This window comes from Massilia antarctica (genome assembly GCF_015689335.1).
GTDB lineage: Bacteria > Pseudomonadota > Gammaproteobacteria > Burkholderiales > Burkholderiaceae_D > Telluria_A > Telluria_A antarctica.
This window is the reverse complement of sequence record NZ_CP065053.1, coordinates 2,442,749-2,464,565: the sequence shown is the minus strand read 5'-3', so window position 1 is coordinate 2,464,565 and position 21,817 is coordinate 2,442,749. Positions and strand designations below refer to the sequence as shown.

The window sequence follows — 21,817 nt, the reverse complement described above, 5'->3', positions numbered from 1 at the left end:
ACCATGAGCACTCACACCACCCATAGCGAACCGCTGATCCGCATCGACGACGCCAGTAAATCCTTCGCCCTGCCGCGCGGCGGCCAGTTCGACGCCGTCAAGAACGTCAGCCTCACCGTCGACAAGGGCGATGTGTTTGGCCTGATCGGAAAAAGCGGCGCCGGTAAATCGACCCTGCTGCGCCTGATTAACCTGCTCGAACGCCCGGATCGCGGCACCATCACCGTGGCCGGCCGCGAACTGACCTCCCTGGGCAAGCGCGAACTGCGCGACGCGCGCCAGAACATCGGCATGATTTTCCAGCAATTCAACCTGCTGCAAAACGCCACCGTGTACGAGAACGCCGCCTTCCCGCTGCGCATCCACGGCAACCTGAACGCGCCGCGCCTGGCCGCCCGCGTGCTCGAATGCCTGGAACTGGTGGGCCTGGCCGACAAGGCCGAGAACTATCCGGCCCAACTGTCCGGCGGCCAGAAACAGCGCGCAGCCATCGCCCGCGCGCTGGCCAGCCGGCCCGACGTGCTGCTGTGCGACGAACCCACGTCCGCGCTGGACGCCGAAACCACGCGCTCCCTGCTCGACACCCTGCGCGACATCAACCTGCGCCTGGGCGTGACCATCGTTATCGTCAGCCACGAGCTGTCGGTGCTGGGCGCCATCTGCAACCGGGTCGCGGTCGTCGAAGACGGCGCCCTGGCCGAACAGTTCGCGCTGGCCGATACCAGCAGCGCGCGCATCACCGCACTGGGACGCGAACTGGCTTACTACGGCAGCGAAGGTTTCGCCGCCACCGCATGGAAGGGCGTTGAACATGTTTGAAAATATCATCACCTTGCTGCCCGAACTGTGGGTAGCGCTCGGCCAGACCATGACCATGCTGGCGATCGGCCTGACTGCCGCCGTGGTGCTGGGCGGCCCGCTCGGCATCGTGCTGTTCCTGGTGGCCGACGGCCAGTCGCTGCAAAACCGTTCGCTCGCGCTGGTGCTGGGCTGGATCGTCAACACCGTGCGCTCCTTCCCCTTCATCATTTTGCTGGTGGCGCTGGTGCCGTTCACGCGCCTGATCGCCGGCACCTCGATCGGGCCGCTGGCGGCCGCCGTGCCGCTCTCGTTCGCGGCCATTCCCTACTTTGCGCGGCTGGTGGAACAAAACCTGCGCGACGTGCCGCGCGGCGTGATCGAAGCGGCCCACGCCATGGGCGCCTCCGAGTTCCAGATCGTCACCCGCGTGCTGCTGGTGGAAGCCCGCTCCGGCCTGGTACTGGCGTTGACGGTACTGTCGATCAGCTTCCTGTCGTATTCGGCGGTGGCCGGCGTGGTGGGCGGCGGCGGCATCGGCGACCTGGCCATCCGCTACGGCTACTACCGCTTCCAGACCGACATCATGCTCATCACCGTCGCCATCCTGGTGGTGCTGGTGCAGACCATCCAGTTCACCGGCACCCGCATCGCGCGCCGCATCGACCAGCGCTAATCGCTCATTCACTTCATTCAAAGGACCTTATGTTCATCGCACGCCGCACTATTCTTGCCGCCATCACCGGCCTGGCCATCGCCTCTGTCGCAAGTGCCGCCAAAGACACGAAAGAAATCGTCATAGGCACCAGCGCCGGGCCGTACGCCGACCAGATCAAGCTGGGGATCAAGCCGATTCTGGAAAAGCAGGGCTACAAGGTCAAGATCATCGAATTCAACGACTATATCCAGCCCAACTTCGCGCTGGCCGAAGGTTCGCTCGACGCCAACGTGTTCCAGCACATCGTCTACCTGAACAAATTCGCGACCGAGCACAAACTGGCGCTGACCGACCTGGTGACGATTCCGACCGCGCCAATTGCCATCTACAGCAAGAAGCACAAGGCGCTGAGCGAAGTGCAGGATGGCAGCACCGTGGCGCTGCCGAACGATCCCACCAACCAGGCGCGCGCGCTGGTGCTGCTCGATCAACTGGGCTGGATCAAGCTGCGCGAGAAGTTCGATCCGGTGCGCGCGTCCGAGAAGGACATCGCCAGCTACCAGAAGAAAATCAAACTGGTGCCGCTGGAAGCTGCCCAGCTTCCGCGCTCGCTGCAGGATACCGACTACTCCTTCGTCAACGGGAACTACGCGCTGGCGTCTGGCCTGAAACTGACCGAAGCGCTGATCACCGAAAAGATCTCACCCAACTACATCAACCTGGTGGCGGTGCGCACCGCCGACAAGCAGAAGCAGTTTGCGAAAGATATCGCGGCGGCTTACCGCTCGCCCGAGTTCCTGGCGGTGACCAACAAGCATTTCGCCGGCTATGCCAAGACCGACTATCAACTGGCCCTGCAAGCCGCGGCCAAATAGCGTCATGGCCAAACCCATACGTTTCAACGCGTTCCAGATGAACACCGTGGGCCACCAGTCACCCGGACTGTGGACCCACCCGCGCGACAACAGCCACCGCTACCTTGACGCCGACTACTGGATCGAACTGGCGCAACTGCTCGAAGCGGGCCGCTTCGACGCCATTTTCCTGGCCGATGTGCTGGGCGTGTACGACGTGTACCAGGGCAGTCATGACGCCGCGCTGCGCCACGCGGTGCAGGCGCCGCTGAACGATCCGCTGGCACTGGTGCCGCTGATCGCGGGCGCCACGCGCCACCTTGGCATCGGCGTCACCGCCGCGCTGACATACGAACATCCGTACACGTTCGCGCGGCGCATGTCCACCCTCGATCACCTGACCAAAGGGCGCATCGGCTGGAACATCGTCACCGGGTACCTCGACAGCGCGGCACGCAACCTGGGCCTGCAAAAGCAGCTCGCCCACGACGAGCGCTACGACCTGGCCGACGAATACCTCGACGTCGTCTACAAGCTGTGGGAGAAAAGCTGGGAAGACGACGCCGTGGTGCGCGACAAGGCGCGCGGCGTGTATGCCGATCCGGCCAAGGTCCATCCGATCAACCATGAAGGCCGCCACTACAAGGTGCCCGGCATCCACCTGTGCGAACCGTCGCCGCAGCGCACGCCCTTCCTGTACCAGGCCGGCGCCTCGCCGCGCGGCGTGGCATTCGCGGCACGCCATGCGGAAGCGACCTTTGTCAGCGGCCCGAGCGTCCACGTGGTCAAGCGCTACGTGGACGATACGCGCGCCGCCGTGCGCGCCGCCAGGCGCGATGGCGACGCCCTGCTGGTCTATGCGCAGGCGCTGATCATCACCGCGCCAACGTCGGAAGAAGCGCACGCCAAATACGAGGACTACCAGCGCCATGTCGACATCGACGCCGCCCTGGCCCTGCTTTCCGGCTGGACTGGTGTCGACTTCAGCCGCATTCCGCTCGACACGACGATCGACTATATCGAAACCGACGCCGGCCGCTCCGCCCTGGCCTCGCTCAGCGCGGCCGATCCGTCGCGCACGTGGACGGTGCGCGAAGCGGCCCGCTTCATCGGCCTGGGAGGTCGCGGCCCGATCCTGGTCGGCTCGCCGTCCGAGGTAGCCGACCAGCTCGAGAGCTGGATGGAACAGACCGGCGTCGACGGCTTCAACCTGGCCTTTGCCATTGCCCACGACACCATGCGCGACGTGGTCGAACTGATCGTGCCGGAGCTGCAGCGGCGCGGCCGCTACCGCCACGACAGCGCCGGCGCCGGCGGCACCCTGCGCCATCAACTGACCGGCAAGGGTTCGCGCCTGGCGGCCAGCCACCACGGCCGCCAGGTCCGTATCGATCCGCCGCGGCAGCCGGCGGCGTGACCGGCCGCGCACCCGCTCTAGTCGCTGCGCATCTGCGCCTGCGACACGGTGCTGCCCGGCGCCACGCTGTCGGTCAGCCACACATTGCCGCCGATGGTCGAGCCGGCGCCGATGGTGATCCGGCCCAGGATGGTCGCTCCCGCATAGATCACCACGTCGTCCTCGACGATCGGATGGCGCGCCACGCCCTTGATCAGGGTCCCGTTTTCGTCGGCCGGAAAGCGCTTGGCGCCCAGGGTCACGGCCTGGTACAGGCGCACGCGCTGGCCGATGATGGCCGTCTCGCCAATGACCACGCCGGTGCCGTGGTCGATGAAGAAGCTGGCGCCGATGCGCGCGCCCGGATGAATATCGATCCCGGTCAGCGAGTGGCCGATGTCCGACACCAAACGCGCCAGGAACGGCACGCCCAGCTGGTGCAGGCAGTGCGCGAAGCGGTAATACAGGATGGCGATGGTGCCGGGGTAGCACAGCATGATCTCGGCCACCGAGGTAGCGGCCGGGTCGCCCGCCAGCGCGGCCTGCACGTCGGAGACCAGCAACGCGCGGATGCCCGGCAGGGCGGCGGCGAAGTCGCGCGTGATCGCGGCCGCTTTGTGCGCCAGTTCTTCCTCGCCGGCGTCGTCCGGCTGGGCCGAAAACAGCAGACCGCGGCGCACTTGTTCGACCAGCCGGTTCAGGGTGGTGGTGAGGGTGTCGCCGACAAAATAATCGATGCTTTCGTCGGTCAGGTTGGGGCGCCCGTAATGCGTCGGAAACAGCGCCGCCGACAGGCCGTTCACGATCACGGTAAGCGCTTCTCGCGAAGGCAGCTCGCGCACACGCCCGTGGTGGCGGATGTTATGCGTGGCTTCGCGCGAGAGGCGCAATTGCTCGATCACGGGACCCAGGTTCCAATGCGGCGCCCGCGCGCCGGTCGCTTCGGGGATATCGTTTTTCATACGCCGAGCCTAGCGCACACTGGACTGCCGCGAAACGAATGATTTCGTACTTGCTTATGCAAATGGTCGCGCTTGCGGGAGTGCGGTGCACGAATGGTCGCACGTATCTATTTTTCTCAAATTTAAAGTCTTAGATTATTACTGAAATGATATTATTTCCCTAATTGCACAACGCAAGCATGATAGTAAGAGTCATTAAACATCATGCTGCCCTTCGCGGGCCGCCCCTTGCGACCGCCATTCTGAAATTATCGGCAAACACAGCCCGCCGACCTGCCGCACGGCACCGGCGGAGACACGCTCAGCGGTAATGCCACCGATGACGTATTGAATGGCCTTGCCGGCAACGATTCCCACGGCGGAGGCGGTAACAATGTCTACCTGTCCGGTCGTGGCGACGGCCGTGACATGTGCCATGACGGATGTGCGTCCACTTGCCGAGGTCAACACCCTGCATCTCAAGCCTGGCGTATTACCATCGGACCTGGCCTTCGACATGAGCATCACTACCATGTTCATCAACATCATCGGCACCTCCGACCAGTTCCGGGCCGAAGGTTTCGCGTAGGAAATTAACACTACCAACAGCGCCAATCCGATTCCACAGATCATCTTCGCCGACAGCACGACCATCTTGGTAAGCCCAGTCGCCCGCTCGCCCGCTCGACGCGGCTAAATTGCGCAAAGATAAAGATTTTTTAGGCGATATGTTTCCTTAGTGGTACTATCCATTAAGCAACATTCCATCGCTAAAACGCTTATCCAGACATGATCAGCAACACCGTTGTGGCGCCGCCGTTGCAACAAACTCAACCCTTTACACCAAAAATTTCAATGCAAAAAAATACCTTCGATCTAATTCCTTCCGCTATCGCCAGCGCCTACGTGGGCACTGCGGGCAATGACACCCTCACGGGCGGCGACACGGATGATCTCCTGCAAGGTCAGGCCGGCGCCGACAAACTGAACGGCATGGGCGGCAACGACACCCTCGATGGCGGCACGGGCAACGACTTCATGGATGGCGGCCTGGGCAGCGATACCTACCTGTTCGGGCGCGGCGACGGCCGCGATATCGTCTTTGGCACGGGGGTGCGCCCGGTCGGCGAAATCAATACGCTGCGTTTCAAGACCGGCGTGCTGCCCGCCGACCTCGGCTTCGACATGACCGGCACCTCCTTGCTCATCAACATCAACGGCACCACCGACCAGTTCCGGGTTGACGGTTTCCTGTACGGCGACAGCACCACCAACACCGCCAATCCGCTCCAGCAGATCGCCTTTGCCGACGGCACCACCTGGAATCTGGCCGCCATCACCGCCGCCCTGTACGCCGGCACCGCTGGTGCCGATACACGCAGCGGCACCTACCTGGACGACAAAATCAGCGGCCTGGCCGGTAACGACACGCTCAGCGGAAAAGCGGGCAACGATCTCCTTAACGGCGGCAGCGGCGACGACTGGCTCAGCGGCGACGCCGGCAACGACACCCTCGACGGCGGTACCGGTAACGACACGCTCAATGGTGGTGCGGGCAGCGACACCTATTTGTTCGGCAAAGGCGATGGGCAGGACGTCATTTCCTCCGACCCTGCTGCGCAAGCGGGAACGTTCGACACGCTCGCCTTCAAGGCCGGGGTGCTGCCGGGCGATCTGATCCTCACGGCCGACGGCGGAACACTCGTCGTCAACATCAATGGAAGTAGCGACCAGATGAGGATAAGCGGTCTCGCGCCCCAACATATCGCCAATGCCCAGACCAGCCAGCTGCAGCGCTTCCTCTTTGCCGACGGCAGCAGCTGGAACCTGACGGACATTAATGCCAAACTCTACGCAGGAACGAGCGGGAACGATACACTCGACGGCACTGGTGGCAATGACCATCTCTACGGCCAAGGGGGGGCTGATTCGCTCAACGGCTGGGACGGCAACGACACACTGGAGGGTGGCGCCGACGCAGATTATATCTTTGGCGGTTACGGCGACGATACCTATGTATACGGGCCCGGCGATGGCAACGATACCCTCAATTTCATCCGTAGCGAAACGAACAATGGCTTCAATACGCTGCAATTCAAAGCCGGCATTCTTCCCGCCGATATTCAACTGTTGAGTTCGAAAACCACCCTGCTAATCAGATTCCTCAACGCGGATGGGCAAATTCATGTTTCCACCTTTCTGGAAGATGGTACGACAGCCAATCCCGCCAATACCTTGCAACGCATCACCTTCGCCGACGGCACCAGCTGGGACCTTCCGGCGATTGAAGCCAAGTTGTTCAAGGGAACGGAGATTGCGGAGACGATAGGGGGCAGCAACGCCGACAACAACATTACCGGCCGCGGTGGCAACGACACGCTCGATGGCGCGGCCGGCAACGATACGCTCGATGGTGGCACGGGAACGGATGTGCTTATTGGCGGTTCGGGCAATGATACCTATGTATTCGGAAAGGGCGACGGTCAGGACACGATCACGGCCGTCGAAGCCGACAAGCTCCCTGGGACGGTTGATACGCTGCAGTTCAAAGCCGGCATCGCGGGCAGCGATCTGCAGCTCAGCGCAGTTGGTAGCTCCCTGCTGATCAAGATCGCGGGCGCGAGCGACCAGATCACCGTCAACGGCTTCATTTCGCAAGAGTCGCCGACCCAGTTCAATCCGCTGCAGCAGATCCGCTTTGCCGATGGCGTCACGTGGGATCTGAAGAAAATTCAAGCCGAGCTGCTCATCGACACCACCGCGGCACCGGTCAGCGCGGCATGGCTGGATGCGGGAGCCCACCAGCCGGACGTCATACTGATCGGCGAGACCCCGGCGATGATGTAGCAGGCGGGCGGCACCCTGGTGCCGCTCAGCCCAATCTGCGCGGAAGCTGCAAGATCGCTTCCGCGTTCGATGAAGAAAAGCAGCGGTCGGCCGCCTCCACGTGCGGCAGCCAGACGTGCCGCAAGTGCTCGCGCGCGCTCAAGACGATGGGCGTGTCGCGCGGCACGCACACGCTGAACACATGTTCGGTGTTGTGGGTCACCCCCGGCGCGTAGCGGTGGCGCCAGACCGGGTAAATCTCATAGATATTCGACAGCTGCCAGTCGCGCAGCGCGATGCGGACGCCATCGGCCACGATGCCGGTTTCCTCGAACAGTTCACGCGCGGCGGTGTCGAGCAAGGGTTCGTCAAGCGTGTCGAGCGAGCCGGTGACCGACTGCCAGAATCCCGGCTTGTCGGCGCGCTCGATGAGCAGCACCTCCAGCGCGGGCGTGTGGATGACGACGAGGACGGATTCCGGAATTTTAGCGGGCATGAATCATTGATCAAGATCGTGGCCAGGGCCGCGGACGAAAAAAAAGCACGGCGAACCGTGCTTTTCAGTTTAAACGATCTTCGGTTCGGCGTTGCGCAAGCGGATGTGCAGTTCGCGCAACTGCTTCTCGTCGACTTCGGACGGTGCATTGGTCAGCAGGCACTGGGCACGCTGGGTTTTCGGGAAGGCGATCACGTCGCGGATCGAGTCCGAGCCGGTCATCATCGTCACGATGCGGTCCAGGCCGAAGGCCAGGCCACCATGCGGCGGCGCGCCGTATTGCAGCGCGTCGAGCAGGAAGCCGAATTTCAGCTGCGCTTCTTCGGCATCGATCTTCAGTGCGCGGAACACCTTGCTCTGCACTTCTTCGCGGTGGATACGGATCGAACCGCCACCCAGTTCCCAGCCGTTCAAGACCATGTCGTAAGCCTTGGCGATACACGCGCCAGGGTTGGTCTCCAACATGTCTTCATGGCCGTCTTTCGGGGCCGTGAACGGATGGTGGGTCGCGGTCCAGCGGTCCGACTCTTCGTCGTAGTCGAACATCGGGAAGTCGACCACCCACAGCGGGCGCCAAGCGTCGTCGAACAGGCCGGCCTTCTTGCCGAAGTCCGAATGGCCGATCTTCACGCGCAGTGCGCCGATGGCGTCGTTGACGACTTTGGCCTTGTCGGCACCGAAGAAAATCAGGTCGCCGTCTTGCGCGCCGGTTTTTTCGAGAATGGCGGCCAGCGCGGTATCGTGCAGTGATTTGACGATCGGCGACTGCAGGCCTTCACGGCCCTTGGCTTTTTCGTTGACCTTGATGTAAGCGAGGCCCTTGGCGCCGTAGATGCGCACGAACTGGTCGTAAGCGTCAATTTCGGAACGCGGCATGCTGGCGCCCTGCGGCACGCGCAGGCCCACGATGCGTCCGCCGACCATATTGGCGGGGGCGGCGAAGACCTTGAATTCGACATCCTTGACGTCATCGGTCAGGTCGGTGAACTCCAGCTTGACGCGCATGTCCGGCTTGTCAGAACCGTACATGCCCATCGCAGTGGCAAAATCCATCACCGGGAACGGGTTAGGCAGGTCGATGTCGAGCGTGTTCTTGAAGACGATGCGGATCATGTCTTCGAACAGATCGCGGATTTCCTGTTCGGTCAGGAACGAGGTTTCGCAATCGATCTGGGTGAATTCAGGCTGGCGGTCGGCGCGCAAGTCTTCGTCGCGGAAGCACTTGGTGATCTGGTAGTAACGGTCGAAGTTGGCGACCATCAGCAGCTGCTTGAACAGCTGCGGCGACTGCGGCAGCGCGAAGAAACTGCCGGCGTTGACACGCGACGGCACCAGGTAGTCGCGCGCGCCTTCCGGGGTCGACTTGGTCAGCATCGGCGTTTCGATATCGATGAAGCCGAGGTTGTCGAGGTACTTGCGCACTTCCATCGTCACCTTGTAGCGCAGGCGCAGGTTGTTCTGCATTTGCGGACGGCGCAGGTCGAGCACGCGGTGCGTCAGGCGGGTCGTTTCCGACAGGTTGTCGTCGTCCAGCTGGAACGGCACCGGCACCGAGGCGTTGAGCACTTCGACGGCGCTGGCGACGATCTCGATCTTGCCCGACTTGAGGTTGTTGTTGACCGTGTTGCCGATACGCGCGGTGACCACACCGGTCACGCGCAGGCAGTATTCGTTACGCACCGCTTCGGCGACCTTGAACATCTCCGCCTGCTCCGGATTGCAGACCACCTGCACCAGGCCTTCGCGGTCGCGCAGGTCGATGAAAATCAGCGAGCCGTGGTCGCGGCGGCGGTGTACCCAGCCGCACAGGCTGACGGTTTGGCCCAGCAATTCTTCAGTGACAAGGCCGCAGTAGTTTGTACGCATGGAGGACATATTGTTTTCAGTCTAGGTTGGTTATTCAACGGGCGCGGAAACAAGCGCCGCACTCTCTTTGGTTGGCAAATGCTCGGGGGCGACCACGCCCATCGAGACGATGTATTTGAGGGCCGCGTCGACACTCATGTCGAGTTCGATGACCTTGCTGCGTTCGAGCATCAGGAAAAAGCCCGAGGTCGGGTTCGGCGTGGTCGGCACGTACACGCTGACGTAGTCGCCCACCAGGTGGTTCTTGACGTCGCCGCCCGGCACCCCGGTCAGGAAACCGATGGTCCAGCTGTCCGCGTGCGGATACGGCAGCAGCACGGCCTTGCGGAAGGCGTTGCCGGACGAGGAAAACAAGGTGTCCGACACTTGCTTGACGCTGCCGTAGAGCGAACTGACCACGGGAATGCGGTGCAGCAGGCGTTCCCACAGGCGCACCAGGTAGTTGCCGACCAGGTTGTTGGCCAGCAAGCCGGTCAGGAACACGATGGCGATGGTCAGGATCGTGCCCAGGCCCGGAATGTCGCGTCCGAACAGGGCCGCCGGACGCCAGTTGACCGGCACCAGCAGCAAGGACTGGTCCATGGTGCTGATGACCAGGTTCAGGACCCACAGGGTGATGGCCAGCGGGACCAGGACCAGCAATCCGGTGATGAAATATTTACGCATTCGGCTCTCGGTGATTGGCGGGACGCCGCGGCGTCCCTTGGCTCAGGGCGTGCCGCTGCCAGGCGTGGACGCCGGCTTGGCTGGCGCCGCCGGCGCGGAAGCGTCGGCGGCAGGCGTCGCGGCGGCGGCCGGGGCCGCGGCTGTGCCACCCTCGGCCGGACCCTTGGCGGTACCCGTGGATGGGGCGGTGCCGCCGCGGAAATCGGTGGCATACCAGCCGGTTCCCTTGAGCTGGAAACCAGCGGCGGTTAATTGCTTCTTGAAAGAAGGCTTGCCGCAGGACACGCAGACCGTCAACACCGGGTCGGAGATCTTCTGCAATACATCCTTGGCAAAACCGCATTCATCGCAGCGGTAGGCGTAAATCGGCATTGAATACTCCGCAAAAATCGTCAAAACCCTGAATTATAAGCTTTTTTCAAAGGCACAAGCATAAATGACCAGCCGCGAGGATGGTAAGATGCGTGCCTGCTGCGCGGCATGCGCCGGGCTAACTTGAAAAAGGAAATTGAACGATGTTGATAAAGTCTCGTGTTCTGTTCATCAGCGCCGCCTCGGCGCTGGCACTGGCCGCCTGCGGCCCAAAAGACGCTGCCAAGGCAGCGACACCGGCGTCCGCCTCGACTCCTGTCGCCAAGGATGGCGTGGCAGCAACCGTCAACGGCACCCCGATTTCGACCGCCACGGTCGACATGATGGTCAAGGAGCGTACCGCCCAGGGCCAGCCGGACAGCCCGGAGCTGCGCAAGGCCATCATCGACAACCTGGCGATGCAAACCCTGGTGGCCAATGAAGGCGTCAAGAAGGGCCTGGACAAGAGCGACGACGTCAAGCGCCAGATGGACCTGATCAAGCAATCGATGACGGCCAATGCCTACATCCAGGAGTACATCAAAGCCAATCCGGTGACCGACGTCATGGTCAAGGCTGAATACGACAAGATGGTCGGCACGGCCGGCGGCACCGAATTCAAGGCGCGCCACATCCTGGTCAAGGATGAAGCCGAAGCGAAAAGCATCATCGCCAAGCTGAAAAAGGATCCGAAAGCCTTCGCCAGCCTGGCGAAGGAAAAATCGAACGATCCCGGCTCGAAAGTCAACGGCGGCGACCTGGGCTGGTTCAATCCGGCCAGCATGGTGCCCGAGTTCGGCGCGGCCGTGGCCAAGCTGGAAAAAGGCAAGTTCACCGACGAGCCGGTCAAGTCGCAGTTCGGCTACCACGTGATCATGCTGGAAGATTCGCGTCCGATCACGCCGCCGCCGTTCGAGCAGCTCAAGGACCAGCTCAAGCAGCAAGTCCAGCGCACCAACATGAAAGCCTATCTGGACAAGCTGAAAGCCGACGCCAAGATCGTCTACACCAGCCCTATGGCAGGCCCTGCGCCAGCCCCTGCGGCACCGGGCGCGATGGCACCAGCGGCCGGCGATGGCCACGATCACGGCGCAGCGCCAGCGGCAGCCACCCCGGCAGCATCGAAGTAAGCGGCTGCGGCCAATGTCGCGGCGGTGGCCTGGCCCCGCCGCGGCGCACATGAGGCCGTTCCCTCAGCGGGAACGGCTCAGCTGCGCTGCCACACCATCCAGCGCTCCTTGCCGGCAAACACGGCAATCGAATCTTCCACGGCAGCATCCTCCACGCAGCGAAACGCAGGCGTGAGCAAAGCATCGAGTTGGTCCCGCGCGATCCCGAACGGCGGCCCCTTGGGCGCATCGTCAAAAAAGAAAAATCCCGCCAGCAGCGCTCCCGGCGCCAGCAGGTCGGCCCAGCGCGCCGCCACTTGCGGCCACATGGCGCGCGGCAAGGCGCACAGGAAAGCGCGCTCGTACATCAATTCGACCGGCAGCGTAGGCGCAAACGCAAAAAAATCAGCCTCGCGCACCCGCTCGCTCCATGGCCCCACCGCCGCGCGGGCAGCGGCCACGGCGGCCGGCGAAAAATCGATGGCGGTGGCATCCCACCCGGCGTCGGACAGGTAGGCCAGTTCGTAGGCCGCGCCGCAGCCGGGAATCAGGGTGCGCAGCGGGCGCCCGCTGCGGCTGACGAAATCGCGCAGCGCCGCCGGCACGCCGCCCCGGTCCCAGGGCGTGAAACCGCGCGCGAAGCGCTCATCCCAGAAGGCGGGCGATTGCGGGTCGCGGCTGGCGAAGTCGGCCATGCTCAGAACAGGTGCGACCAGCGCCCGTAAGCCAGCAGCACCACCGCGGCGCTCACGGCCAGCGCGCCGCAAGCGAGCGCCAGCGAGATCAGGCGGTTGGTGCGCCGCTGCTCGATCACCAGGATCTTGAGCAAGTCATGGTTGATGGTGGCCGGCTCGGACGCTTGCAGCAGCGCCCTGTGTACCAGGCGCGGCAGTTGCGGAATGATGTGGGTGTAGCGCGGCGCTTCGGCCTTGAGGCGTTCGAACATGCCGCGCACGCCGACCTGTTCGCCCATCCAGCGCTCCAGGTAGGGCTTGGCGGTTTTCCACAGGTCCAGGTCGGGGTCGAGCTGGCGCCCCAGGCCTTCGATGTTGAGCAGGGTCTTTTGCAACAGCACCAGTTGCGGCTGGACTTCGACATTGAAACGGCGCGAAGTCTGGAACAGGCGCAGCAGGATCTGGCCGAAGGAAATATCCTTGAGCGGACGGTCGAAGATCGGTTCGCAGCAGGCGCGCACGGCCGATTCGAGCTCGTCGACCCGGGTTTCGCGCGGGGCCCAGCCCGATTCGATGTGGGCTTCGGCCACGCGCTTGTAGTCGCGCCGGAAAAAGGCCAGGAAGTTCTGCGACAGGTAATCCTTGTCGAAGTCGTTCAGGGTGCCGACGATGCCGAAGTCGAGCGCAATATAGCGGCCGAAGGTTTCCGGCGCGACAGACACCAGGATATTCCCGGGGTGCATGTCCGCGTGGAAAAATCCATCGCGGAATACCTGTGTGAAGAAAATCTCGACCCCATCGCTGGACAGCTTTTTCAAGTCCACGCCCTCGGCCGCCAGGCGGTCGATCTGCGAGACCGGGATGCCATGCATGCGTTCCATCACGATTACGCTACTGGCGCAGTAATCCCAGTACATCTCGGGCACCATCAGCAGGTTGGAGCCGGCGAAGTTGCGGCGCAGCTGGCTGGCGTTGGCGGCCTCGCGCATCAGGTCGAGCTCGTCGTGCAGGTATTTGTCGAACTCGGCGACGACTTCCTTCGGTTTCAAACGCTTGCTGTCGGCCCAGATGCGCCCGATCCACTCGGCGGCGATGTGCATCAGCGCCACGTCTTCATCGATCGATTTTTTCATGCCGGGACGCAGCACCTTGACGGCGACTTCCTTGCCATCTTTCAAGACTGCGAAGTGCACCTGGGCAATCGATGCCGACGCCACCGGGGTGCGCTCGAAGCTGGCGAACAGTTCGTCCGGATGGGCGCGCAAGGAGCGCGTGATCTGGGCAATCGCCAGTTCGGAGCTGAACGGCGGGACCCGGTCCTGCAAGTGGGTCAGCTCGTCGGCGATGTCGAACGGCATCAGGTCGCGCCGGGTCGACAGCACCTGGCCGAACTTGACGAAGATCGGTCCCAGTTCTTCCAGTGCCATGCGCAGGCGTACGCCGCGCGGAGCGGAAATATCGCGCCAGAAGATCACAGTATCGATCAGCTTAGCCGTGCGCGGCACCTTCAGGCCGGAGATGGCGATTTCGTCGAGGCCGTACTTGACCGCGACCCGGAGAATTTTAAGCAGGCGCAGGAATTTCAATAGCATTAAAGATCCAGTTTCTGTTGCCCGGCAGCATTGAGCGTGTCCGGTGCGGCGCCAGCGGGCGCCAGCTTGTGTTCGAGCCGGGCGAGGCGCTTGGCGGTGCGTTCGACATCGTCGCGCAGGCGGCTCACTTCGGCGCCGAAGTCCTCGACGGCGGAGGGGCGCACCAGCAGCGGCTGCTCTTCGAGGAAGAATTCGGCCAGGTTTTCCGTCACCTTGCCATGCAAGGCGCGCGCCCCGTCGACCACGCTCCTGGCGCCGCCCACCAGGCGGGTAGCGGCGATCGGGCCGAGCAGGCGTTCGAGGTCGTGCTCGGCTTCCCAGCGCAAGCCCTTGCTCAACTGCGAAATCGTGTTGGCGAACTCGGCATCGCCCTCGATCTTGACGTAGGAAAAGGCGCGCTCGCGGTTCTGGGCGATCAGCGGCAGGTCGGCCAGCTTGATCCGGATGGTGACATTGGCGCCCTCTTCCGCATTATCGGCCGGGCTGGCCTCGACCATGCCGTCGCGGGTCACGCGCAGGCGCAGCGCGATGCCGCTGGCATCGATGCAGGCCACTTTGCCGCCGTGCAAGGCCAGCGCATCCCTGGCCCAGGCTTCCTGCGCCAGCAAGTGATTGATTGCGGCAATGGCGGGCGCCATCAGCGCGGAGTGGGGAGAAAACGAGTTCGGTGGTGACATGTGGGCACGCTTAAAGAACAAAACCGCCCGTGGGGCAGGGCGGTTTTGATCTTACCAGTTTGCCGGGCACTTTTCCGGCGACACTGTTACTTTGAGAAAGAATAATCAGGAAAGCTGGCCGATGCCGGCCAGCTTCCAGTCGCCGCCGCCTTTGAGCGGCCTGGACATATTCCACACCTCGGCCAGCGGCTCGGGAGCGGCGCCCGGCGCGGTGCGGATCTGGCCGCTGAAGCGCACCGTGGCCAAAAAGACGTCGCCGACCGTCTCCACACCCAGCAGTTCGGACTCGATTGCCACTACCTCGGTCACGCTGGCGCCGGGGGCCTGCATTTGCGGCTGCAATTCGGCGAAGACCTGGGGCGTGGTGAACTGGCGCAGGTCGCTGGCGTCGGCCTTGTCCCAGGTCTTTTGCATGCGGATGAAGGTGGCCTTGGCCTGGCGCAGGAAGGCGGTGTTGTCGAAACCGGGCGGAAAGGCGGGCTTGGTGCTGACCGGGGCTGGCGCCGGTTTGGCCGCCGCATCGCGGCGCCGGATGATGCGAAAGCCAAAGAATCCAGCCAGGCCGAACACCATGACCGCGCCGCCGATGAGCACCTGGGGCGGGTATTCCGATGTGGTGGCAGCGGCCGGGGCCTGCTGCGCACTGGCCACGCCGGCCAGCGCCGACATGGCAAAGAACACGCTTGCTACAAATTTTTTCATCGTACGCTTCCTAGAACTTGATACCGGTGTGCAGTGCCGCCACGCCGGCCGTCAAATTGAAATACTGGACCCGCTCCAGGCCGGCCGTCTCCATCATGGTCTTGAGGGTTTCCTGGTCCGGATGCATGCGGATCGACTCGGCCAGGTAGCGGTAGCTGTCGGAATCGCCGGCGATTTTCTGGCCCAGCCACGGCAGCACCGAGAAGGAATACACGTCGTAGGGCTTTTGCAGGGGCGCGGCGACCTTGGAAAATTCCAGCACCAGCAGCTTGCCGCCCGGTTTCAGGACGCGCCGCATTTCCGCCAGCGCCTGGTCCTTGTGGGTCATGTTGCGCAGGCCGAAGGCCACGCTGACCCGGTCGAAGTAATTGTCGGGGAAGGGCAGCTTTTCAGCGTCGCACAGCAGGGTCGGCGTGATCAGGCCCTTGTTGAGCAAGCGGTCGCGGCCGACGCGCAGCATCGATTCGTTGATGTCGGTGAGCCAGACTTCGCCGGTCTTGCCGGCCTGTTTGGCGAAGGCCTTGGCCAGGTCGCCCGTGCCGCCGGCGATGTCGAGCACCTTGAAGCCGGGGCGCACGCCGGCGTTGGCGATAGTAAAAGTCTTCCACAGCCGGTGCAGGCCGCCCGACATCAGGTCGTTCATCACATCGTACTTGGATGCGACCGAATGGAACACCTTGGCCACTTCGTGGACCTTGTCGTCCTCGGAGACCGTTTTGTAACCGAAATGTGTGCTGTTTGTCATAGTAGGGCTGCCGTTTGTCTGCGTGCATTATACAAGCGCGCCACGGCAGCGGCACGCTAGGCGACGCGCCACCTTGCCGCAAGCAGCGCGAGCAGCCCCCGGCGCCCTACTGGCTCCAGGCGCGCGAGCGTTCCACCGCGCGCCGCCACTCGTCCATCCGCTGCGCACGCTCATCGACCGACATGGCGGGCTCGAAGCGGCGTTCCATCTGCCACTGGGCCGCGATTTCCTCCTGCGAGGCCCAGAAGCCCACCGCCAGCCCGGCCAGGAAGGCCGCGCCCAGGGCCGTGGTTTCGGTCACCACCGGACGCACCACCGGCACGCCGAGAATATCGGCCTGGAACTGCATCAGCAGGTTGTTACGGGCGGCGCCGCCATCGACCCGCAGCTGGGTCAGCGGCATGGCGGCGTCGGCCTGCATGGCGACGAGCACGTCGGCACTTTGCAGGGCGATGCTCTCCAGGGTGGCGCGCGCGATGTGCGACTTGTTGGTGCCGCGCGTCATGCCGACCATGGTGCCGCGCGCGTAGGCGTCCCAGTGCGGCGCGCCCAGGCCGGCAAAGGCGGGCACGAACAGCACGCCGCCATTGTCGGGCACGGCCAGCGCAAGTTCTTCGACCTCGGCCGCGTGCTTGATGATGCCCAGGCCGTCGCGCAGCCACTGAATGGCGGCGCCGGCCATGAACACGCTGCCTTCGAGCAGGTAATCGGTGCCTTTGGGCAGGGTCCAGCCAATCGTGCTGATCAGCTTATTCTTCGACATCGTGGCCGTTTGGCCGGTGTGCATCAGCATGAAGCAGCCGGTGCCGTAGGTATTCTTGGCCATGCCGGGGCTGTGGCAAGCCTGGCCGAAGGTGGCCGCCTGCTGGTCGCCGGCGATGCCCGCGATCGGCAGCGCCACGCCGAACAATTGCGGATCGGTGTGGGCGGCCACGCCGCTGCTGGCCACGACCGTGGGCAGCAGGCCGGGGGGAATGTCGAGCAGGGCCAGCAATTCATCGTCCCAGCGCGCCGTGTGGATGTTGAACATCAGGGTACGGGCGGCGTTGCTGGGGTCGGTGAGGTGCTTGCCGCTCATTTTGAAGATGAGCCAGCTGTCGACCGTGCCGAAGGCCAGTTCGCCCCGCGCGGCACGCGCGCGCGCGCCGGGGACGTTATCGAGCAGCCATTTCAGCTTGGGGCCGGAGAAATAGGCGTCCAGCACCAGGCCGGTTTTTTGCTGGAACAGGTCTTCGTGGCCGTCGGCGCGCAGGGCTTCGCAACAGGGCGTGCTGCGGCGGTCCTGCCAGACGATGGCGGGGGCGACCGGTTCGCCGGTGGCGCGGTCCCACAGGACGGTGGTTTCGCGCTGGTTGGCGATGCCGATGGCGGCGATGTCGCTGGCCGCCACGTGATTGGTGCGCAGGACCTCGTCGATGACGGCGCGCTGCGACTGCCAGATTTCATTGGCGTCGTGTTCGACCCAGCCGGGCTGGGGGAAGAACTGGCGGAACTCCTGTTGCGCCGCGCCGTGAATGTGACCGGCGCGGTCGAACAGGATCGCGCGCGAACTGGTGGTGCCCTGGTCGATGGCGAGAATGAATTTGGTCATGCTGGGTCGCGGTGATGAGATAGGTAAAACATGAGATACCTACGTCATCCCCGCGAAGGCGGGGATCCAAGTTCTACGCTCAGTTGCTACGGAGCGAACTTGGGTCCCCGCCTGCGCGGGGACGACGCGGTGGAGGCTTAACGCGCCCGCCCTTCCTTCCATGCCTTGAGCAAGACATCATACGCAATCGTCTCGCCCTTCGGCTTCTCGTTGGCCAGCTTCTTCCACGGCGCGGCCTTGTCGGTCAGATACGTGGCCGGGTCGACCTTGGGATTCAACTTCGGTGCGCAATTCTGCATGCCGGCGCGCTGCAAACGCCCCATCACGCCATCCATTTCCTCGGCCAGGTTATCCATCGCCGCCTGCGGGGTCTTCTCGCCGCTCACCGCCGTGGCCACGTTCTTCCACCACAGCTGCGCCATCTTCGGATAATCGGCCACGTTGTTGCCGGTCGGGGTCCACGCCACCCGCGCCGGGCTGCGGTAGAACTCGATCAGGCCGCCGTATTTATCCGCGTTCTTGGTGAAATAATCGTGCTTGATGTCCGATTCGCGAATAAAGGTCAGTCCCGTGATCGACTTCTTGAGCGACACGGTCTTGGACGTGACGAACTGCGCATACAGCCAGGCCGCCGCGCGCCGGTCCGGCGGGGTCGACTTGAAGAAGGTCCACGAGCCCACGTCCTGGTAACCGTTCTGCATGCCCTCTTTCCAGTACGGGCCGTGCGGCGACGGCGCCATGCGCCATTTCGGCTTGCCGTCCGCCTGCACCACCGGCAGGCCCGGTTTCATCATCGATGCGGTGAACGCCGTGTACCAGAAAATCTGCTGCGCCACTTCACCCTGCGCCGGCACCGGTCCCGATTCCGAGAACGTCATGCCGCCCGCCTGCGGCGGCGCGTACTTCTTCATCCAGTCGACGTACTTGGTCAACGCGAACACCGCCGCCGGCGAATTGGTCGCCCCGCCGCGCGACACCGACGCACCGACCGGCGTGCACTTGTCGGCAGCGACGCGGATGCCCCACTCGTCCACCGGCAGGCCGTTCGGAAGGCCCTTGTCGGCGGCGCCAGCCATCGACAGCCAGGCGTCGGTGAAACGCCAGCCGAGCGACGGATCCTTTTTGCCGTAATCCATATGGCCGAACACCTTCTTGCCGTCGATGTTCTTCACGTCATTGGTGAAGAAATCGGCGATGTCTTCATACGCCGACCAGTTCTGCGGCACGCCCAGCTCATAGCCGTACTTGGCCTTGAACTTGTCCTTGAGGTCCTTGCGCGCGAACCAGTCGGCGCGGAACCAGTACAGATTGGCGAACTGCTGGTCGGGCAGCTGATACAGCTTGCCGTCCGGCGCCGTGGTGAAGCTGGTGCCGATGAAGTCTTTCAGGTCCAGGCCCGGATTGGTGAAGGCCTTGCCTTCGCCCGCCATGTAGTCCGACAGCGGCATGATCGCGCCATAGCGGTAGTGGGTGCCGATCAGGTCCGAATCCGAGACCCAGCCGTCATAAATGCTTTTCCCGGACTGCATGGACGTTTGCAGCTTCTCGACCACGTCGCCTTCCTGGATGATGTCGTGCTTGACCTTGATGCCGGTGATTTCCTCGAAGGCCTTGGCCAGCACCTTCGATTCATAGACGTGGGTATCGATGGTCTCGGAAACCACGCTGATTTCCTTGATGCCCTTGGCCTTGAGTTTGGCGGCGGCGTCGATGAACCACTTCATTTCATCCATCTGCTGCTGCTTCGACAAGGTAGACGGCTGGAATTCCTGGCCAATCCATTTTTCGGCTTCCTTGGTGTCAGCCCAAGCGCTCGCCGTGGCCAGCAACGCAGCCGCCATCAATGTCATTTTCAATTTCATGTCTCCGCCTTTTTTATGTACATCGTTAAGAAAGTACCCCACCATGCACCGGTGTCCGGTTCAACCCCAGCGCATCACAATCAACAGCACCACAAATCCGATCGCCGCACCAAACCCCTGATGCAGCTCGCTCAGGCCCGCCCACGCGAGGTTAACATATGCGGCGGTGAGCAAGCCAATAAACAGGCGGTCGCCGCGCGTGGTCGACATCGGCAAAAAGCCGCGCCGCTCGATCGACGGCGAACGGATCTGCCAGATCGTCATCCCCGCCAGCATCAGGCCGATGCAGGAAAAGAAAATGGCCACCGGCGCGGTCCACGCCATCCATGAAAACAGATTTCCCATGTCACACCCTCCCCATCGCAAAGCCCTTGGCAATATGATTGCGGACGAACCAGATCACCAGCGCGCCCGGCACGATGGTCAGCACGCCCGCCGCGGCCAGCACACCCCAGTCCATGCCGCCGGCCGACACCGTGCGCGTCATGATGGCGGTGATCGGCTTGGCGTCGACCGAGGTCAAGGTACGCGCCAGCAGCAGCTCGACCCAGCTGAACATGAAGCAGAAAAACGCCGTCACGCCCACACCAGATTTGATCAGCGGCAGGAAGATCTTGAAGAAGAAGCGCGGAAAGCTGTAGCCGTCGATGTACGCGGTTTCGTCGATTTCCTTGGGAATGCCGGACATGAAGCCTTCCAGGATCCAGACCGCCAGCGGCACGTTGAACAGCATGTGCACCAGCGCCACGGCCAGGTGGGTATCCATCAGGCCGACCGTCGAATAGAGCTGGAAGAACGGCAGCAGGAACACCGCCGGTGGCGTCATGCGGTTGGTCAGCAGCCAGAAAAACAGGTGCTTGTCGCCGATGAAGGAGTAGCGCGAAAACGCATACGCGGCCGGCAGCGCCACCGATACCGACATCACCATGTTCATCATCACGTAGATCATCGAGTTGATGTAGCCGCTGTACCACGACGGATCGGTGAAGATGGTGCGGTAGTTCGCCAGGGTGAATTCGCGCGGGAACAAGGTGAGCGCGCCGGTGATTTCTTCATTGGTCTTGAACGACATGTTCAACATCCAGTAAATCGGCAGCATCGCCAGCACCAGATAGAACACCAGCAGCGGTGTGGAGATGCGCTTCATTTGGACTCTCCCGTACCGAGACGTTGCATCCAGCTATACAGCACGAAGCAGAACAGCAGGATGATGAGGAAATAGATCAGCGAAAAAGCAGCCGCCGGACCCAGGTCGAACTGGCCCACGGCCTTCTGCGTCAGGTACTGCGACAAAAATGTGGTGGCGTTGCCAGGCCCGCCGCCGGTCAGCACGAACGGTTCGGTGTAGATCATGAAGCTGTCCATGAAGCGCAGCAGCACGCCGATCATCAGCACATTGCGCATCTTGGGCAGCTCGATGAAGCGGAACACCGCGAAACGCGAGGCGCCGTCGATGCGCGCCGCCTGATAGTAAGCGTCGGGAATCGAGCGCAGGCCGGCGTACGCCAGCAGCACCACCAGCGGGGTCCAGTGCCACACGTCCATCACCAGCACGGTGACCCAGGCGTCGACCACGCTGCCGGTGTAGTTGTAGCTGATGCCCATGCGGTTGATGGTGTTGCCCATCAGGCCGATGTCATCGCGGCCGAAAATCTGCCAGATGGTGCCGACCACGTTCCAGGGAATCAGCAGCGGCAGCGCGATCAGCACCAGCGCGAGCGAAGCGCGCCAGCCGCTGGCCGGCATGGTCAGGGCGATCAGGATGCCGAGCGGGAGCTGGATCAGCAGCACCGCCATCGAAAAGCCCAGCTGGCGCACCAGCGCGCCATGCAGTTCGCTGTCGCGCATGATCATCTTGAACCATTCGGTGCCGACGAAAACGCTGTTGGTGGGACTGAGAATATCCTGCACCGAGTAGTTCACGATCGTCATCAGCGGCAGCACGGCCGAAAAGGCCACGCAGATGATCACCGGGAGGACCAGCAGCCAGGCGCGGTTGTTATAGGTTTTCAT

22 protein-coding genes and 1 pseudogene are annotated in these 21,817 nt (G+C 63.0%); 7 read left to right on the top strand and 16 right to left on the bottom strand.

What is annotated here, in order from left to right; genetic code table 11:
* Positions 1-3: 3 nt before the first annotated feature.
* From IV454_RS11200 to IV454_RS11185, 4 genes are read left to right on the top strand one after another with little or no spacing between them, the layout of a single operon-like run.
* The gene (locus IV454_RS11200; RefSeq protein WP_206091512.1) at positions 4-819 is read left to right on the top strand and encodes a methionine ABC transporter ATP-binding protein; all 816 of its coding nucleotides are present in this window, start codon (positions 4-6) and stop codon (positions 817-819) included.
* Positions 812-1,474 (top strand): methionine ABC transporter permease, encoded by a 663-nt coding sequence (locus IV454_RS11195; RefSeq protein ID WP_206091511.1) that lies wholly within the window; start codon positions 812-814, stop codon positions 1,472-1,474. The genes IV454_RS11200 and IV454_RS11195 overlap by 8 nt, the downstream gene beginning before the upstream one ends.
* 29 nt (positions 1,475-1,503) lie before the next feature.
* On the top strand, positions 1,504-2,331 hold the full coding sequence (locus IV454_RS11190; RefSeq protein WP_206091510.1) for a MetQ/NlpA family ABC transporter substrate-binding protein: 828 nt from the start codon (positions 1,504-1,506) through the stop codon (positions 2,329-2,331).
* Positions 2,332-2,335: 4 nt separating this feature from the next.
* Positions 2,336-3,727 (top strand): LLM class flavin-dependent oxidoreductase, encoded by a 1,392-nt coding sequence (locus tag IV454_RS11185; RefSeq protein ID WP_206091509.1) that lies wholly within the window; start codon positions 2,336-2,338, stop codon positions 3,725-3,727.
* A gap of 17 nt (positions 3,728-3,744) precedes the next feature.
* Here IV454_RS11185 and epsC read toward each other — a convergent pair whose 3' ends face one another.
* Positions 3,745-4,668, bottom strand: coding sequence for a serine O-acetyltransferase EpsC (gene epsC, locus IV454_RS11180; protein ID WP_206091508.1), 924 nt, complete (start codon positions 4,666-4,668; stop codon positions 3,745-3,747).
* Positions 4,669-5,041: 373 nt separating this feature from the next.
* Here epsC and IV454_RS11175 point away from each other — a divergent pair, with 373 nt between their 5' ends.
* Complete coding sequence (locus IV454_RS11175; RefSeq protein ID WP_206091507.1) at positions 5,042-5,236, top strand: hypothetical protein; 195 nt, start codon at positions 5,042-5,044, stop codon at positions 5,234-5,236.
* A gap of 200 nt (positions 5,237-5,436) precedes the next feature.
* Positions 5,437-7,359, top strand: a pseudogene (locus IV454_RS11170) (calcium-binding protein); the annotation flags it as partial.
* A gap of 20 nt (positions 7,360-7,379) precedes the next feature.
* Here the strand turns inward: IV454_RS11170 and IV454_RS33500 are convergent.
* The 5 genes from IV454_RS33500 to IV454_RS11150 all read right to left on the bottom strand — a co-directional run bounded on the left by IV454_RS33500 (position 7,380) and on the right by IV454_RS11150 (position 10,873).
* Entirely contained in the window at positions 7,380-7,607 is a 228-nt protein-coding gene (locus IV454_RS33500) for a hypothetical protein (RefSeq protein ID WP_370663787.1), read from the bottom strand.
* Positions 7,520-7,969 carry a dihydroneopterin triphosphate diphosphatase gene (nudB, locus tag IV454_RS11165; RefSeq protein ID WP_206091505.1) on the bottom strand — a complete coding sequence of 150 codons (450 nt, stop codon included), beginning with the start codon at positions 7,967-7,969 and terminating at the stop codon, positions 7,520-7,522. The genes IV454_RS33500 and nudB overlap by 88 nt, the downstream gene beginning before the upstream one ends.
* 69 nt (positions 7,970-8,038) lie before the next feature.
* On the bottom strand, positions 8,039-9,835 hold the full coding sequence (aspS, locus tag IV454_RS11160) for an aspartate--tRNA ligase (protein ID WP_181002725.1): 1,797 nt from the start codon (positions 9,833-9,835) through the stop codon (positions 8,039-8,041).
* A gap of 30 nt (positions 9,836-9,865) precedes the next feature.
* Positions 9,866-10,501: a DUF502 domain-containing protein gene (locus IV454_RS11155; protein ID WP_054265966.1), complete on the bottom strand. Its 636-nt coding sequence runs from the start codon at positions 10,499-10,501 to the stop codon at positions 9,866-9,868.
* A gap of 42 nt (positions 10,502-10,543) precedes the next feature.
* Entirely contained in the window at positions 10,544-10,873 is a 330-nt protein-coding gene (locus IV454_RS11150; protein WP_206091504.1) for an FmdB family zinc ribbon protein, read from the bottom strand.
* Between the two features lie 143 nt (positions 10,874-11,016).
* Here IV454_RS11150 and IV454_RS11145 point away from each other — a divergent pair, with 143 nt between their 5' ends.
* On the top strand, positions 11,017-11,982 hold the full coding sequence (locus IV454_RS11145) for a peptidylprolyl isomerase (RefSeq protein WP_206091503.1): 966 nt from the start codon (positions 11,017-11,019) through the stop codon (positions 11,980-11,982).
* A 77-nt stretch (positions 11,983-12,059) separates the two neighbouring features.
* Here the strand turns inward: IV454_RS11145 and IV454_RS11140 are convergent, their stop codons facing one another.
* The 10 genes from IV454_RS11140 to IV454_RS11095 form a co-directional block, all read right to left on the bottom strand.
* Positions 12,060-12,656 (bottom strand): methyltransferase domain-containing protein, encoded by a 597-nt coding sequence (locus IV454_RS11140; protein ID WP_206091502.1) that lies wholly within the window; start codon positions 12,654-12,656, stop codon positions 12,060-12,062.
* Positions 12,657-12,658: 2 nt separating this feature from the next.
* Positions 12,659-14,227, bottom strand: coding sequence for a ubiquinone biosynthesis regulatory protein kinase UbiB (gene ubiB / locus IV454_RS11135; RefSeq protein ID WP_206091501.1), 1,569 nt, complete (start codon positions 14,225-14,227; stop codon positions 12,659-12,661).
* The gene (locus IV454_RS11130) at positions 14,227-14,904 is read right to left on the bottom strand and encodes a ubiquinone biosynthesis accessory factor UbiJ (RefSeq protein ID WP_206091500.1); all 678 of its coding nucleotides are present in this window, start codon (positions 14,902-14,904) and stop codon (positions 14,227-14,229) included. Before IV454_RS11130 ends, ubiB begins: the two co-directional genes overlap by 1 nt.
* A gap of 105 nt (positions 14,905-15,009) precedes the next feature.
* Positions 15,010-15,606, bottom strand: coding sequence for a Tim44 domain-containing protein (locus IV454_RS11125; protein ID WP_206091499.1), 597 nt, complete (start codon positions 15,604-15,606; stop codon positions 15,010-15,012).
* A gap of 10 nt (positions 15,607-15,616) precedes the next feature.
* A complete protein-coding gene (ubiE, locus tag IV454_RS11120; protein ID WP_054265960.1) occupies positions 15,617-16,351 on the bottom strand; it encodes a bifunctional demethylmenaquinone methyltransferase/2-methoxy-6-polyprenyl-1,4-benzoquinol methylase UbiE in 735 nt (244 codons plus the stop codon).
* A gap of 106 nt (positions 16,352-16,457) precedes the next feature.
* A complete protein-coding gene (glpK, locus tag IV454_RS11115; RefSeq protein ID WP_206091498.1) occupies positions 16,458-17,942 on the bottom strand; it encodes a glycerol kinase GlpK in 1,485 nt (494 codons plus the stop codon).
* A gap of 137 nt (positions 17,943-18,079) precedes the next feature.
* The gene (locus IV454_RS11110; protein ID WP_054265958.1) at positions 18,080-19,804 is read right to left on the bottom strand and encodes an ABC transporter substrate-binding protein; all 1,725 of its coding nucleotides are present in this window, start codon (positions 19,802-19,804) and stop codon (positions 18,080-18,082) included.
* 60 nt (positions 19,805-19,864) lie between these two features.
* Complete coding sequence (locus tag IV454_RS11105) at positions 19,865-20,149, bottom strand: DUF2160 domain-containing protein (RefSeq protein WP_181002724.1); 285 nt, start codon at positions 20,147-20,149, stop codon at positions 19,865-19,867.
* A 1-nt stretch (position 20,150) separates the two neighbouring features.
* On the bottom strand, positions 20,151-20,951 hold the full coding sequence (locus IV454_RS11100) for a carbohydrate ABC transporter permease (protein ID WP_166890062.1): 801 nt from the start codon (positions 20,949-20,951) through the stop codon (positions 20,151-20,153).
* Entirely contained in the window at positions 20,948-21,817 is an 870-nt protein-coding gene (locus IV454_RS11095; protein ID WP_206091497.1) for a carbohydrate ABC transporter permease, read from the bottom strand. Before IV454_RS11095 ends, IV454_RS11100 begins: the two co-directional genes overlap by 4 nt.

Excerpts from the sequence above, each read along its gene's own strand:
- IV454_RS11200 (WP_206091512.1), top strand. The coding sequence starts at position 4 with ATGAGCACTCACACCACCCATAGCGAACCGCTGATCCGCATCGACGAC.
- IV454_RS11195 (WP_206091511.1), top strand. The coding sequence starts at position 812 with ATGTTTGAAAATATCATCACCTTGCTGCCCGAACTGTGGGTAGCGCTC.
- IV454_RS11190 (WP_206091510.1), top strand. The coding sequence starts at position 1,504 with ATGTTCATCGCACGCCGCACTATTCTTGCCGCCATCACCGGCCTGGCC.
- IV454_RS11185 (WP_206091509.1), top strand. The coding sequence starts at position 2,336 with ATGGCCAAACCCATACGTTTCAACGCGTTCCAGATGAACACCGTGGGC.
- epsC (WP_206091508.1), bottom strand. The coding sequence starts at position 4,668 with ATGAAAAACGATATCCCCGAAGCGACCGGCGCGCGGGCGCCGCATTGG.
- IV454_RS11175 (WP_206091507.1), top strand. The coding sequence starts at position 5,042 with ATGTCTACCTGTCCGGTCGTGGCGACGGCCGTGACATGTGCCATGACG.
- nudB (WP_206091505.1), bottom strand. The coding sequence starts at position 7,969 with ATGCCCGCTAAAATTCCGGAATCCGTCCTCGTCGTCATCCACACGCCC.
- aspS (WP_181002725.1), bottom strand. The coding sequence starts at position 9,835 with ATGCGTACAAACTACTGCGGCCTTGTCACTGAAGAATTGCTGGGCCAA.
- IV454_RS11155 (WP_054265966.1), bottom strand. The coding sequence starts at position 10,501 with ATGCGTAAATATTTCATCACCGGATTGCTGGTCCTGGTCCCGCTGGCC.
- IV454_RS11150 (WP_206091504.1), bottom strand. The coding sequence starts at position 10,873 with ATGCCGATTTACGCCTACCGCTGCGATGAATGCGGTTTTGCCAAGGAT.
- IV454_RS11145 (WP_206091503.1), top strand. The coding sequence starts at position 11,017 with ATGTTGATAAAGTCTCGTGTTCTGTTCATCAGCGCCGCCTCGGCGCTG.
- IV454_RS11140 (WP_206091502.1), bottom strand. The coding sequence starts at position 12,656 with ATGGCCGACTTCGCCAGCCGCGACCCGCAATCGCCCGCCTTCTGGGAT.
- ubiB (WP_206091501.1), bottom strand. The coding sequence starts at position 14,227 with ATGCTATTGAAATTCCTGCGCCTGCTTAAAATTCTCCGGGTCGCGGTC.
- IV454_RS11130 (WP_206091500.1), bottom strand. The coding sequence starts at position 14,904 with ATGTCACCACCGAACTCGTTTTCTCCCCACTCCGCGCTGATGGCGCCC.
- IV454_RS11125 (WP_206091499.1), bottom strand. The coding sequence starts at position 15,606 with ATGAAAAAATTTGTAGCAAGCGTGTTCTTTGCCATGTCGGCGCTGGCC.
- ubiE (WP_054265960.1), bottom strand. The coding sequence starts at position 16,351 with ATGACAAACAGCACACATTTCGGTTACAAAACGGTCTCCGAGGACGAC.
- glpK (WP_206091498.1), bottom strand. The coding sequence starts at position 17,942 with ATGACCAAATTCATTCTCGCCATCGACCAGGGCACCACCAGTTCGCGC.
- IV454_RS11110 (WP_054265958.1), bottom strand. The coding sequence starts at position 19,804 with ATGAAATTGAAAATGACATTGATGGCGGCTGCGTTGCTGGCCACGGCG.
- IV454_RS11105 (WP_181002724.1), bottom strand. The coding sequence starts at position 20,149 with ATGGGAAATCTGTTTTCATGGATGGCGTGGACCGCGCCGGTGGCCATT.
- IV454_RS11100 (WP_166890062.1), bottom strand. The coding sequence starts at position 20,951 with ATGAAGCGCATCTCCACACCGCTGCTGGTGTTCTATCTGGTGCTGGCG.
- IV454_RS11095 (WP_206091497.1), bottom strand. The coding sequence starts at position 21,817 with ATGAAAACCTATAACAACCGCGCCTGGCTGCTGGTCCTCCCGGTGATC.